13 protein-coding genes and 1 pseudogene are annotated in these 13,644 nt (G+C 72.4%); 5 read left to right on the top strand and 9 right to left on the bottom strand.

What is annotated here, in order from left to right:
* Nucleotides 1-36 precede the first annotated feature (36 nt).
* Nucleotides 37-510 carry a GNAT family N-acetyltransferase gene (locus CCN29_RS25920; protein ID WP_086684846.1) on the bottom strand — a complete coding sequence of 158 codons (474 nt, stop codon included), beginning with the start codon at nt 508-510 and terminating at the stop codon, nt 37-39.
* A gap of 3 nt (nt 511-513) precedes the next feature.
* Nucleotides 514-1,287: an IclR family transcriptional regulator gene (locus tag CCN29_RS25915; protein WP_006132716.1), complete on the bottom strand. Its 774-nt coding sequence runs from the start codon at nt 1,285-1,287 to the stop codon at nt 514-516.
* A 142-nt stretch (nt 1,288-1,429) separates the two neighbouring features.
* Between CCN29_RS25915 and CCN29_RS25910 the strand changes: the two genes are divergently transcribed.
* A complete protein-coding gene (locus tag CCN29_RS25910; RefSeq protein ID WP_078592279.1) occupies nt 1,430-2,959 on the top strand; it encodes an aldehyde dehydrogenase (NADP(+)) in 1,530 nt (509 codons plus the stop codon).
* Nucleotides 2,960-2,966: 7 nt separating this feature from the next.
* On the opposite strand, the gene CCN29_RS25905 is transcribed toward CCN29_RS25910, so the two are convergent.
* Together CCN29_RS25905 and CCN29_RS25900 are read right to left on the bottom strand one after the other, a co-directional pair.
* On the bottom strand, nt 2,967-3,629 hold the full coding sequence (locus CCN29_RS25905) for a response regulator transcription factor (RefSeq protein WP_086684843.1): 663 nt from the start codon (nt 3,627-3,629) through the stop codon (nt 2,967-2,969).
* 91 nt (nt 3,630-3,720) lie between these two features.
* On the bottom strand, nt 3,721-5,460 hold the full coding sequence (locus CCN29_RS25900) for a sensor histidine kinase (RefSeq protein ID WP_086684840.1): 1,740 nt from the start codon (nt 5,458-5,460) through the stop codon (nt 3,721-3,723).
* 223 nt (nt 5,461-5,683) lie between these two features.
* On the opposite strand from CCN29_RS25900, the gene CCN29_RS25895 reads away from it, so the two are divergent.
* From CCN29_RS25895 to CCN29_RS25880, 4 genes are all read left to right on the top strand, one after another.
* Nucleotides 5,684-6,280: an LURP-one-related family protein gene (locus tag CCN29_RS25895; protein ID WP_086684835.1), complete on the top strand. Its 597-nt coding sequence runs from the start codon at nt 5,684-5,686 to the stop codon at nt 6,278-6,280.
* A 79-nt stretch (nt 6,281-6,359) separates the two neighbouring features.
* Complete coding sequence (locus tag CCN29_RS25890; RefSeq protein ID WP_006132710.1) at nt 6,360-6,968, top strand: DUF1349 domain-containing protein; 609 nt, start codon at nt 6,360-6,362, stop codon at nt 6,966-6,968.
* Nucleotides 6,969-7,068: 100 nt separating this feature from the next.
* Entirely contained in the window at nt 7,069-7,812 is a 744-nt protein-coding gene (locus CCN29_RS25885) for a DsbA family oxidoreductase (protein ID WP_086684832.1), read from the top strand.
* A gap of 69 nt (nt 7,813-7,881) precedes the next feature.
* Complete coding sequence (locus CCN29_RS25880) at nt 7,882-8,934, top strand: aminotransferase class V-fold PLP-dependent enzyme (RefSeq protein ID WP_031062281.1); 1,053 nt, start codon at nt 7,882-7,884, stop codon at nt 8,932-8,934.
* 286 nt (nt 8,935-9,220) lie between these two features.
* On the opposite strand, the gene thpD is transcribed toward CCN29_RS25880, so the two are convergent.
* The 5 genes and pseudogenes from thpD to CCN29_RS25855 all read right to left on the bottom strand — a co-directional run bounded on the left by thpD (nt 9,221) and on the right by CCN29_RS25855 (nt 13,315).
* Entirely contained in the window at nt 9,221-10,117 is an 897-nt protein-coding gene (thpD, locus tag CCN29_RS25875) for an ectoine hydroxylase (protein WP_006132705.1), read from the bottom strand.
* 6 nt (nt 10,118-10,123) lie between these two features.
* Nucleotides 10,124-10,522: an ectoine synthase gene (locus tag CCN29_RS25870; protein WP_004932953.1), complete on the bottom strand. Its 399-nt coding sequence runs from the start codon at nt 10,520-10,522 to the stop codon at nt 10,124-10,126.
* Nucleotides 10,523-10,554: 32 nt separating this feature from the next.
* Complete coding sequence (gene ectB, locus CCN29_RS25865; RefSeq protein WP_006132704.1) at nt 10,555-11,826, bottom strand: diaminobutyrate--2-oxoglutarate transaminase; 1,272 nt, start codon at nt 11,824-11,826, stop codon at nt 10,555-10,557.
* 67 nt (nt 11,827-11,893) lie between these two features.
* Complete coding sequence (gene ectA, locus CCN29_RS25860) at nt 11,894-12,400, bottom strand: diaminobutyrate acetyltransferase (RefSeq protein WP_037817053.1); 507 nt, start codon at nt 12,398-12,400, stop codon at nt 11,894-11,896.
* A 354-nt stretch (nt 12,401-12,754) separates the two neighbouring features.
* Nucleotides 12,755-13,315, bottom strand: a pseudogene (locus tag CCN29_RS25855) (DinB family protein).
* Nucleotides 13,316-13,644 lie beyond the last annotated feature (329 nt).

Raw genomic sequence — 13,644 nt, 5'->3', positions numbered from 1 at the left:
TCCCGCCGGCGCCCGGGGGCCACCGGTCCCACAAGCTCAGTCCTCCAGCGCCAGCACCAGCTCGTCCGTCTCCTCGCCGCGCCCCGCCGCGTACCCACGGGCCTTCCCGGTGACCTCGAAGCCGCACGCGCGCAGCACCCGCAGCGAGCCCGCGTTGTCGGCGGCCGCGCGCGCGTACAGCGGGCGCTCGGTGACCTCCGTCAGCAGGGCGCGCAGCGCCGCCGTGGCGATGCCCCTGCCCCAGTAGGCGCGGTCGATCCAGTACGTCACCTCGCGCTCGCCCGCCTCGCCGTAGACGGACACGCTGCCCACCACGTCGCCGTCCACCAGCACGGTGCGCGCCACGATCTCGGGGGAGCTGCGGATGTGCGCCCACTTCGCGTCGAAGCGGTCCCGGTCGGCCGGGTCCTCGGGCGTGAAGGCCGCCATCCGCAGCGACTCGGGGTCGTTGAACTGCCGGAAGAAGACGGGCAGGTCGCTGTCGTGCACCGGGCGCAGGGCGATGTCCACGGGTCAGAGCCTCCGGGTGGCCAGGGTCAGCCGGTCGCGGGCGTCGAACAGGGCGTCCTTCACCATCTGTTCATGGGCGGGGGTGAGACGGGCCACCGGGACCGAGCAGCTGATGGCGTCCCGGGCGGGCGTGCGGTAGGGGATGGCCACGCCGAAGCAGCGCAGGCCCAGGGTGTTCTCCTCGCGGTCCACGGCGAAGCCCTGCTCCCGCACCTGGTGCAGCTCCTCGATGAGCTTCTCCCGGTCGGTGATCGTGTTCTCGGTGAGCGCGGGCAGCGTCTCGGGGAGCATCTTGCGCACCTGCTCGTCCGAGTACGTGCTCAGCAGCGCCTTGCCCAGCGACGTGGAGTGCGCGGGCAGCCGGCGTCCGACCCGGGTGAAGGGGCGCAGGTAGTGCTGGGACTGGCGGGTGGCGAGGTACACGACGTTGGTGCCGTCCAGACGCGCCAGGTGGATCGTCTCCGTGGTGTCGTCGGAGAGCCGGTCCAGGGTGGGCCGGGCCGCCGCGACGACTTCGTCGCCGTCGATGTACGAGGTGCCGACCAGCAGCGCCCGTACGCCGATGCCGTACCGGGTGCCCGTCGCGTCCGTCTCCACCCAGCCGAGGTCGACGAGCGTGCGCAGCAGCATGTACAGGCTGGACTTGGGATAGCCGACGGCCTCCTGGACCGCCGCCAGGGAGTGCATCCCGGGGCGCCCGGCGAAGTATTCGAGCAGTTCAACGGTCCGTACCGCGGACTTGACCTGCGCCCCGCCGCCCGTCTCGCCAGCCGACATCGCCCTTGACCCCTTCGTTCGCCGGGAAATACTCTCCGAAGCGCATTCACCCACAGAGACGGTGTTCAGTATATCGAACACCCGCCCTGGGTGACGTACATACTGCGGCATTGCATGCGGCATTCAAGTGGAGGGACCCGCGGTGGCAGCAGCACCAGTCTGGAGTGTCGACCCCCGAACCGGGAAGCAGCGTGAACAGGTTGCGGTGGAGGCCACAGCCCAGGAGGTGGACGCCGCCGTCCGGGCCGCCCACGACGCGCGCGAGGCGCTGACCGACCGCACCGTGCGCGCCGCCTTCCTGCGCTCCGCCGCCGACGAACTGGAAGCCGCCCGCGACCGGCTCGTCGAGGCCGCCGACGCCGAGACCGCGCTCGGCCCGGTCCGGCTCACCGGCGAACTCGCCCGCACCTGCTACCAGCTGCGCGCCTTCGCCGGCATCGTCGAGGAGGGCGCCTTCCTCGACGTCGTCATCGACCACCCCGACGACACGGCCACCCCGCCCGTGCCCGACCTGCGCCGCTACAAGATCCCGCTGGGCGTGGTCGCCGTCTACTCCGCGTCCAACTTCCCGTTCGCCTTCTCCGTGGCCGGCGGCGACACCGCGAGCGCGCTGGCGGCCGGCTGCCCGGTCGTCGTCAAGGCCCACCCCGACCACCCCGCCCTGTCGGAGCTGGTCGCCAAGGTGATCCGCCGGGCCGCCGCCCGGCACCAGGTGCCCGACGGCGTGCTCGGTCTGGTGCACGGCTTCGAGGCCGGCATCGAGCTGATCCGGCACCCGCTGGTCGCGGCGGCCGGCTTCACCGGCTCGGTCCGCGGCGGCCGCGCCCTCTTCGACGAGGCCGCCGCCCGGCCCGTCCCCATCCCCTTCCACGGCGAACTCGGCTCGCTGAACCCGGTCCTGGTCACCGAGGCCGCCGCCGCCGAGCGCGGCGAGGCCATCGGCGCCGGACTGGCCGGCTCGATGACGCTGGGCGTCGGCCAGTTCTGCGTCAAGCCGGGCCTGGTCCTCGCTCCCGCCTCCGCGGCCGGCGACGCCCTGCTGAAGTCCCTGACGGACGCGGTCAGCGACACCGACCCCGGGGTCCTGCTCGACCACCGCATGCGCGACAACTTCCTCGCCGGCGTCACCGAGCGCGCCCAGCTCCCCGACGTGGAGTCCCCGGTGACCGCGGGCGCGGGCGGCGAGCACACCGTCAGCGCCGGCTTCCTCACCGTCCCGGCGGAGCGGCTGACCCGCGAGGGCGCGTACGACCTGCTGCTGGAGGAGTGCTTCGGACCGGTCACCGTGGTGGCCCGCTACACGGACGAGGCCCAGGTACGACAGGTGCTGTCGAGGCTCCCCGGCAACCTCACCGCGACCGTGCACGTGTCCTCCGAGGAGGCGGCCGGACAGGGCCGCGGCGCCGAACTGGTGCGGGACCTCACCCCGCTGGCCGGACGCGTGCTGGTGAACGGCTGGCCGACCGGCGTCGCCGTCGCCCCCGCCCAGCACCACGGCGGCCCTTACCCGGCGACCACCTCCACGTCCACGTCCGTGGGCGGCACGGCGATCGAACGCTGGCTGCGGCCCGTCGTCTACCAGGGCGCCCCGGAGGCGCTGCTGCCGCCGGAGCTGAGGGACGACAACCCGCTCGGGCTGCCCCGCCGCTTCAACGGCCGCCTGGAGCGCTGACCCGCGCTCACCCGCCGGCCGGCTCCAGGCCCGCGTCCCGGGCCAGGAGCGCGGCCTGCACCCGGTTGTCGCAGTCCAGCTTGGTCAGGATCCGGCTGACGTACGTCTTCACCGTGGCCTCGCTCATGTGCAGCCGGGCCCCGGCGTCCGCGTTGGACAGGCCCTCCCCGAGGAGCGCCAGCACCTGCAGCTCCCGCTCGGTGAGCGCGGACAGCCGGCGGCGCGCCTCCTCGCCGCGCGCGGTCGCGGCGGGCGAGGCCAGGGTGTCCACCACGTGCCGGGTGGCGGCCGGGGAGAGATAGGCGTTCCCGGCCGCCGCCGCGCGGACCGCGTGGATCAGCTCCTGCGGCGCGGAGTCCTTCAGCAGGAACCCGGCGCCGCCGTGCCCCAGCGCCCGCAGCACGTTCTCCCGCTCCCCGAACGTGGTCAGGATCAGTACCCGCACCCCGGGCGCCGCCCGGCCCATCTCGGCCAGCGCGGTCAGCCCGTCCATCACCGGCATCTGGATGTCCAGCAGCGCCACGTCGACGGCGGTCGAGCGGGCGGTCTCCACCGCCTCCCGGCCGTCCCGCGCCTCGGCGACGACGTCGATGTCGTCGGCCGAGGTGAGGATCATCCTGATGCCGGCCCGGATGAGCGGCTCGTCGTCGGCGACCAGGACCCGGATCACGCGGCCTCCTGCGCGGTGCGGTGGGACGGGCGGACGGCGGTGCCGTGCCATCATGCCCGATCCCCGCGCCGGCCCCGGACCCGGCCGCCCGTCAGATCTCGTGCGGGTAGGACTCCTTGACGACCAGCTTCCCGTCGCGGAAGCAGAACCGGTACACGATGTCCTTCTCGTCGTCCACGAAGTGCTCGCACACGGCGTCCTCCGGCAGCGGCGGGCCCTGCTTCTCCACGCCGTCGGTGAGGATCGAGCCGCCCTCCGGGAACTTCTCGCGCAGCCCGGCCTCGGCGTCGCCGACGCGCGCCTCCTCGTACACGCTCGCCGGTATGACGCCCTTCTCCACCTCGTCGACCAGCTTGCCCACCCCCCACACCAGCAGGGCGACGGTGCCGGCGACGAGGGCGACGGAGACGAGGGCGCAGCCCAGGGCGACGTTCTTCTTGCTGCTCATGATGGCGGCGTACTCCTTCGGGTCGGAGCGGTCGATGTCCGCTCCACCGTCGCCCGCGCCGCCCGCCCCGGTCTGCCTCCGAAAGTCGCCGCCCGGAGCGACGGACGTCGCGTCCTCACGGCCGGCGGGCGGACCGCCGGCGTACGGCAGCACCCCGGCGAGGCGGAAGCCGCCCTCGGGCGAGGGGCCGCTGTGCACCATGCCGCCGACCAGCCGGGCCCGCTCCCGCAGCCCCGCGAGGCCCTGGCCGCCGCTGATCGCGGGCGGCGCCGCGGGCGCCCCGTCCGGCACCGGCCCGTTGGCCACCTCCACCACCAGGCTGTCGGGTTCGTAGCGCAGCTCCACCGTCATCGGGGCGCCCGGCGCGTGCTTGTGCGCGTTGGTGAGGCCCTCCTGCACGATGCGGTACACCGCGTGGTCCGCGGCCGGGGCGAGCGGCCGCTGTTCGCCCGAGCGGCGCAGCTCCACCGGGGCGCCCGCGCTCCTGGACGACGCCACCAGCGCGTCCACCCCGGCCACGCCCCGCGCGGGCGGCGCGCCGGCCGTCTCCGGCCCGGGGCCGGGAACGGGTCCGGAAGCAGGCGCGGTCGGCTCCTCGACGTCGTCCCGGAGGATGCCGACCGCCTCGCGCAGCTCCCGCATCGCCGACCTGGCCGCCTCCCGCAGGATGCCCACCCCCTCCCGCGGCCGGTCCCCGAGCTCCGGGTCCACCTCCAGCGCCCCCGCGTGCACGGCGATCAGAGCGAGCTGGTGGCCGAGGCTGTCGTGCATGTCCTGGGCGATGCGCTGCCGCTCCAGCAGCCGCGCCTGCCGCGCCACCATCGCCTGCTCACGCACCAGTTGGGCGTTGTGCCGGCGCAGTGCCTCCAGCAGGTCACGGCGCTGGGCGCGATACCGGGAGGCGAGCCCCGGCACGACCGCCAGCGCCAGATAGGGGCCCGCGCTCAGCGCCGCCATCATCAGCAGCGACAGCTCCAGCGCCTCGCCCCCGCCCTCGAGCAGACCGCGCGCGACGTACAGCGCCATCCCGGCGGCGTACGCGCCGGCCGCGCGCCAGGGACGCCTGATGCGGCTGCCCGCCGACCAGCTCACGTAGATCAGCAGCGGGCCGGCGCCGATGACCGAGCCCGCCAGGGCAGACGAGACGACGAGCACGGTGGCGGGCAGCGCCCGCCGGGCCAGGGACAGCAGCCCGACGAGCAGGGCCAGCGCCCAGCCCTTCGCGGGGGATCCGCTCTCCGTGGCGTACACCGCTCCCGCGGTGCCGGCGAGCACGACGAGAAGCGCGCTCTCCCCGGCGACCCGGCCGCGCGACCAGGGGGAGGCGGCGGTCAGCCGGGACAGCAGGGTACGGGCGGGGCGGGAGATCTGCGCTGTGTCCACGCGCCCGACCCTAGGGTCCCGCACCGGGGCGCCGGCATCCTCCCTCCGTAGCGGCCTCGAGCGACCAAAGTGAACGGCGTTCGCCAACGTCCTTGTTCTCTTCGGTCGTTGTGGACCGCGACGTCCGGAGACTGCGCCCCCGCGGCCCGCCCGGCGACGATGGCGGCGCCGGCGCGGACCCCCGCCGGCGGCACACCCTCCACCGACACCCGGGAGCGCAGCAGTGGACGTATCAGTACCCTGGGCCGGCCGACGCTTCACCGTCACGCAGAAGGCCACCCTGAAGACCGACCGGTACCTCGTCACCGAGACCGCGCCCGGGGGCTCCGGGGGCCGGGTCCTCGCCTACGCCGAGCGGAGGCGGTTCTCCCTCAACGAGGAAGTGACCTTCTTCACCGACGCGTCCAGGAGCCAGGTGGCGTTCACCGTCAGGGAGCGCACCCTGCTGGACCCCGGTGAGGGCTTCGACGTGGTGGACGCCGACGGCAAGCCCATCGGCGCCTTCCACGAACGGTTCTTCACCTCCCTGGTCCGCTCCACCTGGGTGCTGGAGCAGCCGGGCGCGCCCGACGCCGTGGGGCGGGAGCGCAACCGGTTCGTGGCCGTGCTGCGCCGGGCCTGGGACTGGCTGCCGCTGGACCTGGTGCCGTTCGCCTGGCCGTACCACTTCGACTTCGGGAGCGAGGGCAAGCCCGTGATGACCGTCGACAAGAAGATCGGCCTGCGCGACCGCTACCTCGTCGAGGTGACCGCCCCCGGTCTCGACCCGCGGCTCGCCGTCGCCCAGGCGGTCGCCCTCGACACCTACCAGGGCCGCTGACCGGGACCGGGTGCGCGGGGCCGGACCGGGCGCGGGGACCGGGTGCGCGGGCCGGGGCGGCGCCTGGGAGAATCCCGCCATGGACCTGGACATACCCGAACTCCCCTTCCCGCTGCGGACCTACGGCCCCGACGGCTCCTGGTCCTACGAGGACGGCGTCCTCACCGGATGGGCGGGACCCCGGCAGGACCGCTTCGTGCCGCCCACCGGCGAGTCCCTGGAGCCCGCCGCCGACGCCCCCCGGCTGCTCGGCGCGCCCGAGGGCGACTTCCAGCTGATCGCCCGCGTCACGGTCGGCTTCGCCGGCAGCTTCGACGCCGGGGTGCTCTACGTCCACGTCGGCGAGCGCGCCTGGGCCAAGCTGTGCCTGGAGTACTCCCCGGACGTGCCCACCGTCTGCACGGTCGTCACACGGGGCCACTCCGACGACGCCAACTCCTTCACCGTGGACGGCAAGACGGTCTGGCTGCGGGTGAGCCGCACCGGGCGCGCCTTCGCCTTCCACGCCTCCCGCGACGGCGAGCAGTGGACCTTCGTCCGTCTGTTCACGCTCGGCGACGAGAAGGAGACGGGAGCCGCCCTGGTCGGGTTCGCTACCCAGTCGCCGATCGGGGAGGGGTGCGTGGTGACCTTCGACCACCTCGAGTACCGGCCGCACTGGCCGCCGGACCTGCGCGACGGCAGCTGAGCGCATCCGGGTCCGCTCCGGGAATGCGGGCGGTTGCTTGAACGTTCACCCGTTTGCGGAGGACGTCTCCGCAGCCGTGCCGACTGGAGAGAGCCCGCCCATGCGCGTCGAGATCTGGTCCGACATCGCCTGCCCCTGGTGCTATGTCGGAAAAGCCCGTTTCGAGAAGGCGCTGGCCTCCTTCCCGCACCGTGACGGGGTCGAGGTGGTCCACCGCTCCTTCGAGCTCGACCCGGGCCGCGCCAAGGACGACGTCGAGCCCGTGATCACCATGCTCACCAAGAAGTACGGCATGAGCCAGGCGCAGGCCGAGGCCGGCGAGGACAACCTGGGCGCGCAGGCCGCCGCCGAGGGCCTGCCCTACCGCACCCGGGGCCGCGACCACGCCGGCACCTTCGACATGCACCGCCTGCTGCACTTCGCCCGCGAGCAGGGCCGCCAGGAGCAGCTGCTCGACCTGCTCTACCGGGCCAACTTCGCCGAGGAACGCTCCCTGTTCGGCGACGACGAGCGGCTCGTCGAACTCGCCGGCGCCGCCGGCCTCGACACCGGGGCCGCCCGCGAGGTGCTCGCCGACCCGGAGGCGTACGCCGCCGAGGTCCGGGCCGACGAGCAGGACGCCGCACAGCTCGGCGCGCGCGGGGTGCCGTTCTTCGTGCTCGACCGGAAGTACGGCGTCTCCGGCGCCCAGCCCGTCGAGGTCTTCGCCCGGGCGCTCACCCAGGCCTGGGGCGAGCGGTCGCCGCTGACCCTGGTCGACGGCGACACGGACGCCGACGCCTGCGGTCCCGGCGGGTGCGCGGTGCCCCCGCGGGAGAACACGCAGGCAAGCGCCGACGTATAAGCGTTCCTTAGCGATACCGCGCAGGTATATGCGATGGACGGGGAGACGGCGGGGCCGCACAGTGGTTCCATGGAGACCTTCGAGAGCCTCGTCCGTGCCGAGTTCACCCCGGAGAACACCTACCTGAACACCGCGAGCAACGCCCTGCTGCCCGCCCGGACCGTGGCCGCGCTCGACGCGGCCGCCCGGCTGCGCGCGGCGGGGCGTCCGCTCGACCCGCTGTTCGCCGACGTCGAGGCGTGCCGCGCCGCGTACGCCCGGCTGGCGGGCGTGCCCGTCGAGCGGGTCGCGGCCGGGGCGACCGTCGCCCTGTACTCCTCCCTGGTCGCCGCGTCCCTGCCGCCGGGTGCCGAAGTCCTCACCGCCGACGACGACTTCACCTCCGTGCTGAACCCCTTCCACGCGCGCGGCGACCTCAAGGTGCGGGCCGTGCCGCTGGAGCGGCTCGCCGACGCCGTGCGGCCGGACACCGCGCTCGTCGCGGTCAGTGCCGCCCAGTCCGCCGACGGCCGGATCGCCGACCTGCCCGCACTGCGCGAGGCGGCCCGGTCCCACGGGGCCCGCACCTACGTCGACTTCTCCCAGGCCGCGGGCTGGCTGCCGGTGGAGGCCGACGCGTACGACTACAGCGTCGCCATCACCTTCAAGTGGCTGCTCGGCCCGCACGGAGCGGCCTTCCTCGTCGTCCCCGAGGACTTCGGCGACCTCGTCCCGGTGCAGGCCGGCTGGGTCGCGGGGGAGGACCCGTGGGCCAGCTGCTACGGCCCCGTCGCCGAACTCGCCCACAGTGCACGGCGGTTCGACGCCAGTCCCGCACTGTTCAGCTACGCGGGGCTGCGCGCCTCCCTCGCACTGCTGGAGGAGATCGGCGTGGACGCCGTCCGCGCCCACGACCTCGCCCTCGCCGACCGGTTCCGCGCGGGGCTGGCCACGCTGGGCCACGCGCCCCTGCCCGCGCCGGGCTCGCCGATCGTGTCCGTGCCGGGGCTGGGACGGCTGCAGCCGGAGCTGTCCGCGGCGGGCATCCAGGTGTCGAACCGCGCGGGCAACCTGCGGGCGTCCTTCCACCTCTACAACACGGCCGCCGACGTGGACCGGCTGCTGGACGCGCTGTCCGGCTGAGCGCACGGCAGCGGGCCGGCGCCTCCTTGTCCCACACGAGGAGGCCCGGCCCGCAGTCGGTGCGGCGGTGCGCACACCTCACCGCCGTGGTGGCGCGATGCGCTCAAGGCGTACCGCGCGTTGTGCCTACTTCACCGGAGTGAAGTCCCGCGCCCCGATGCTGTGTTCTCCGGGGGACAAGCCCCGGACCCCCGGCCGGGGGTGGCTCACCGGACTGGCGTGAAGTCCCTCGCCCCGATGCTGTGTTCTCCGGGGGACAACCCCCGGACCCCCGGCCGGGGGTGGCTCACCGGACTGGCGTGAAGTCCCGCGCCCCGATGAACTCCGGGCGGCGGATCGGGGCGGCGAAGGGCTCGACCGCCGTGTTCTCGACGCTGTTGAACACGATGAACACGTTGCTGCGCGGGAACGGCGTGATGTTGTCGCCGGAGCCGTGCATGCAGTTGCAGTCGAACCAGGTCGCCGAGCCGGCCTTGCCGGTGAACAGCTTGATGCCGTACTCCGACGCCATCGTGGTCAGCGCCTCGTCGGACGGCGTCCCCGCGTCCTGCATCTGGAGCGACTTCTTGTAGTTGTCCTTCGGCGTGGCGCCCGCGCAGCCGAGGAACGTCTTGTGCGACCCCGGCATGATCATCAGACCGCCGTTGGTGTCGTAGTTCTCGGTGAGCGCGATCGAGACCGAGATGGTGCGCATGTTCGGCAGGCCGTCCTCGGCGTGCCAGGTCTCGAAGTCCGAGTGCCAGTAGAAGCCGCTCGCGCCGAAGCCCGGCTTGACGTTGATCCGCGACTGGTGGACGTACACGTCCGAGCCGAGGATCTGCCGGGCCCGGCCGACGACCCGCTCGTCGCGCACCAGCCGGGCGAACACCTCGCTGATCTTGTGCACCTCGAAGACCGAGCGGATCTCCTGGGACTTCGGCTCGACGATCGAGCGCTCGTCCGCGCGGATCCCCGGGTCGGTGACCAGCCGGTCCAGCTCACGCCGGTAGACCTCGACCTCGTCCGGGCCGATCAGCTGGTCGACGGCCAGGAAGCCGTCGCGGTCCAGCGCCTGGAGGTCACCCGCCGAGACGGGGCCGGGGGTGTCCGGGGAGCCCCAGACCACCGGGTCCTGGCGCGGGGTGACCACCTCGGTGGCCCCGCGGGTCGGGTAGAGATCGGTGACGTGCGTGGTCGTGGTCACGGTGGATCACACCTCCTCGGTGAGCAGCGGGTAGACGCCGTTCTCGTCGTGGTCCTCCCGTCCGGTCACGGGCGGGTTGAAGACGCAGATGCAGTGGAAGTCCTCCTTGACCTTGAGCGTGTGCCGCTCATGGCCGTCGAGGAGGTACATGGTGCCGGGGGTGATGTGGTACGTCTTCCCGGTCTCGCGGTCGGTCAGCTCGGCGTCGCCCTTGGTGCAGACGACGGCCTCGATGTGGTTCGCGTACCACATGTCCGTTTCCGTACCCGCGTACAGGATCGTCTCGTGCACGGAGAAGCCGACCTTCTCCTTGGCGAGGACGATGCGCTTGCTCTCCCACGTGCCGGACGCCGACTTCACGTGCCGGTCGGTGCCTTCGATCTCCTTGAACGAACGGACGATCACGGTGTTGCGATGCCTCCTCGGCTGGATGTGTTTCAGGCGGTTTCGCGGACGGAGCGGGCCAGGACCCGGAGGCCCTCGTCCAGCTCGTCCGGGGTGATGGTCAGGGCGGGGAGCAGCTTGACGACCTCGCTCTCCGGGCCGGACGTCTCGATCAGCAGACCGAGCTCGAAGGCGCGCTTGGCGACCCGGCCGGCGCGCTCCTTGTCGTGGAACTCGAGGCCCCACACGAGGCCGCGGCCGCGGTACTCCTTGACGTCGGCGAGGTTCTCCTCGGTGATGGCGATCATCGCCTGCTCCACCTGCTCGCCGCGCTGACGGGTCTGCTTCTCCATCGCGGAGCCGTCCGCCCAGTACGCCTCCAGGGCGGCGGTGGCCGTCACGAACGCGGGGTTGTTGCCGCGGAACGTGCCGTTGTGCTCGCCCGGCTCCCAGACGTCCAGCTCCGGCTTGAACATGGTCAGCGCCATGGGCAGGCCGTAGCCGCTGATCGACTTGGAGACGGTGACGATGTCCGGCGTGATGCCCGACTCCTCGAAGGAGAAGAACGCGCCGGTGCGGCCGCAGCCCATCTGGATGTCGTCGACGATGAGCAGCATGTCCTGGCGCTCGCACAGCTCGGACAGGGCGCGCAGCCACTCGGGCCGGGCCACGTTGATGCCGCCCTCGCCCTGCACGGTCTCGACGATCACGGCGGCGGGCTTGTTGAGGCCGGAGCCCTGGTCCTCGAGCAGCCGCTCGAACCACAGGAAGTCCGGGACCTTGCCGTCGAAGTAGTTGTCGAACGGCATCGGCGTGCCGTGAACCAGCGGGATGCCGGCGCCGGCCCGCTTGAAGGCGTTGCCGGTCACGGCGAGCGAGCCCAGCGACATGCCGTGGAAGGCGTTGGTGAACGACACGACGGACTCGCGGCCCTTCACCTTCCGCGCCAGCTTCAGCGCGGACTCCACGGCGTTGGTGCCCGTCGGGCCCGGGAACATGACCTTGTACGGCAGGTCACGCGGACGCAGAATGTAGTTCTGGAAGGACTCCAGGAACGCGCGCTTGGCCGTCGTCGACATGTCGAGGCCGTGCGTGACGCCGTCCCGCTCCAGGTAGTCGATCAAAGCGCGTTTCAGGACGGGGTTGTTGTGGCCGTAGTTGAGTGAACCGGCTCCGGCGAAGAAGTCGAGGTACTCGTGGCCGTCCTCGTCGTACATGCGGCTGCCGTGCGCACGGTCGAAGACGGTGGGCCAGCCGCGGCAGTAGCTGCGCACCTCGGACTCGAGGGTCTCGAAGACGCTGAGGTCGGGCTGGGTGATGGTCACGACGAATCGCTCCTCGGTGGCGTGGGAAGTCAGAGGGAGTCGGAAGATCGGGGGTCGGGCCGGCGCGTCAGAGCGCGAACGGTCCGATGCGGTGCAGGACTTCGGGGTCGTGCGGTCCGTCGGGGAAGTCCGGGGTGCCGAAGAGCACCTCGCGCTCCAGCAGGGCGCCGTGGCGCTCCGCGAACGCGGTGAACAGGCGCTCGGAGGCGGTGTTGCCGGGCGCGACGGTGGTCTCCACGGTGTCCACGCCGTGCTCGGCGGCGGTCCGGGCGGCCAGTGCGTCGAGCATGGCGGCGGCCAGACCGCGTCCGCGGTGCGCCTCGTCGACGGCGACCTGCCAGACCAGCAGGGTGCGCGGGCTGTCCGGGCGGAGGTAGCCGGTGATGAAGCCGACCGGTTCCCCGTGCTCGTCGCGGGCGACGGCCGAGGTGGCGGCGAAGTCACGGCACCACAGCAGATAGCTGTACGACGAGTTCAGGTCGAGGACCTTCGAGTCCCTGGCTATCCGCCACAGCACGGCTCCGTCCGCCACGGTCGGGCGGTCGATTTGCAGGTCTGCTTGTGCGGCAGTCATGCGAATTGAACTTACCGAGGTAAATTCAAAATTGCATCGTCCTGCGGGGTTACGTACGAGCGTGTCCTGTGTTATCGCGCGTGCGGGCGTGTCCGCGCGAGGGGTCGGCGAAATGTCCTGTTTTGCACGGGAGGAAGCGTGATGAATCGGGCGCGATGTGGAACCGGTCACATTGGTGTAACTCTCGTGACCACACCCGGAAACGTCCGGTAGCCGCTTCTCCGGTCGGGGCGTTTAGGCTCGGGAAGAGCGGGCAGAAGAGGACGGGAAGCTGCTCTGCCGAGTAATAGGGAAATAAGCCGGAGAATGTCGCGGGAGTATCTGTGCGGGGGAATTTCGATAATCCCCCGGAATTCAGCTGCCGGTCACCCCGTCGATGCGCTCCCGCAGGAGATCGGCGTGACCGTTGTGCCGCGCGTACTCCTCGATCATGTGGATCAGCACCCAGCGCAGGCTCACCTCCACGCCGGCCATCGGACCGTCGGCGATCCGCCCGGTCCCGTCCAGAGGAAGCCCGGCACACAGCTCCCGCCCCCGGGCGACCTCCCGCCGCCACACGCCGAGCGCCTCGTCCATCCCACGCGCGGGGTCGAGCGAGAACCCGGTGACGTCGTCGTCGAACACGGGCGGTACGTCCTGACCGGCGACGATCCGCTGGAACCAGTTCCGCTCCACCACGGCCATGTGCTGCACCAGCCCCAGCAGCGTCATCGCCGACGGCTCGACCGACGCGACCCGCACCTGCGCGTCGTCCAGCCCGGCACACTTCAGCGCGAGCGTCGCGCGATGGTAGTCCAGTCAACTCTCGAGCATGGTCCGCTCATCCCCACTGAACACGGGCACGGGCCGCCCGTCGGGCAGACGAAGGGCATCGGCCGGATCCGAGAAGGCATCAACAGACATGCGCCGCAGCATGCCACGGCGAAGCCCCCGCCGTCCGCGGGCAGTCGTGCCGCTGGGGCGCTGCACCCCGCCCAACCGCGGGCAGTCGTGCCGCTGGGGCGGCACGGGTGGGCGCGGCGGCACCCCGCCAACGCCGGGCTGCGCAACACCCCCCGCCCGGCACCAGCACCGGCGCCAACCGGCACCAGCACCGGCGCCAACCGGCACCAGCGCCAACTCCGGCGCCGAGAAAGAGCGCACGCTCAGAACCGCCGCGCGCCCGCCCCGCCGCTCACCCCCAGGCCCGCTCCGCAGCCGCGAGGGCACCGGGAAGGTCCACGGACACCCCCGCGTCCGCCAGC

The sequence above is a fragment of the Streptomyces pseudogriseolus genome, from assembly GCA_002154585.1.
Classification (GTDB): Bacteria; Actinomycetota; Actinomycetes; order Streptomycetales; family Streptomycetaceae; genus Streptomyces; species Streptomyces pseudogriseolus.
This window is presented reverse-complemented; position numbering and strand designations above follow the sequence as displayed.

Excerpts from the sequence above, each read along its gene's own strand:
- CCN29_RS25915 (WP_006132716.1), bottom strand. The coding sequence starts at position 1,287 with ATGTCGGCTGGCGAGACGGGCGGCGGGGCGCAGGTCAAGTCCGCGGTA.
- CCN29_RS25890 (WP_006132710.1), top strand. The coding sequence starts at position 6,360 with ATGGACCTGGACATACCCGAACTCCCCTTCCCGCTGCGGACCTACGGC.
- CCN29_RS25885 (WP_086684832.1), top strand. The coding sequence starts at position 7,069 with ATGCGCGTCGAGATCTGGTCCGACATCGCCTGCCCCTGGTGCTATGTC.
- CCN29_RS25880 (WP_031062281.1), top strand. The coding sequence starts at position 7,882 with ATGGAGACCTTCGAGAGCCTCGTCCGTGCCGAGTTCACCCCGGAGAAC.
- ectA (WP_037817053.1), bottom strand. The coding sequence starts at position 12,400 with ATGACTGCCGCACAAGCAGACCTGCAAATCGACCGCCCGACCGTGGCG.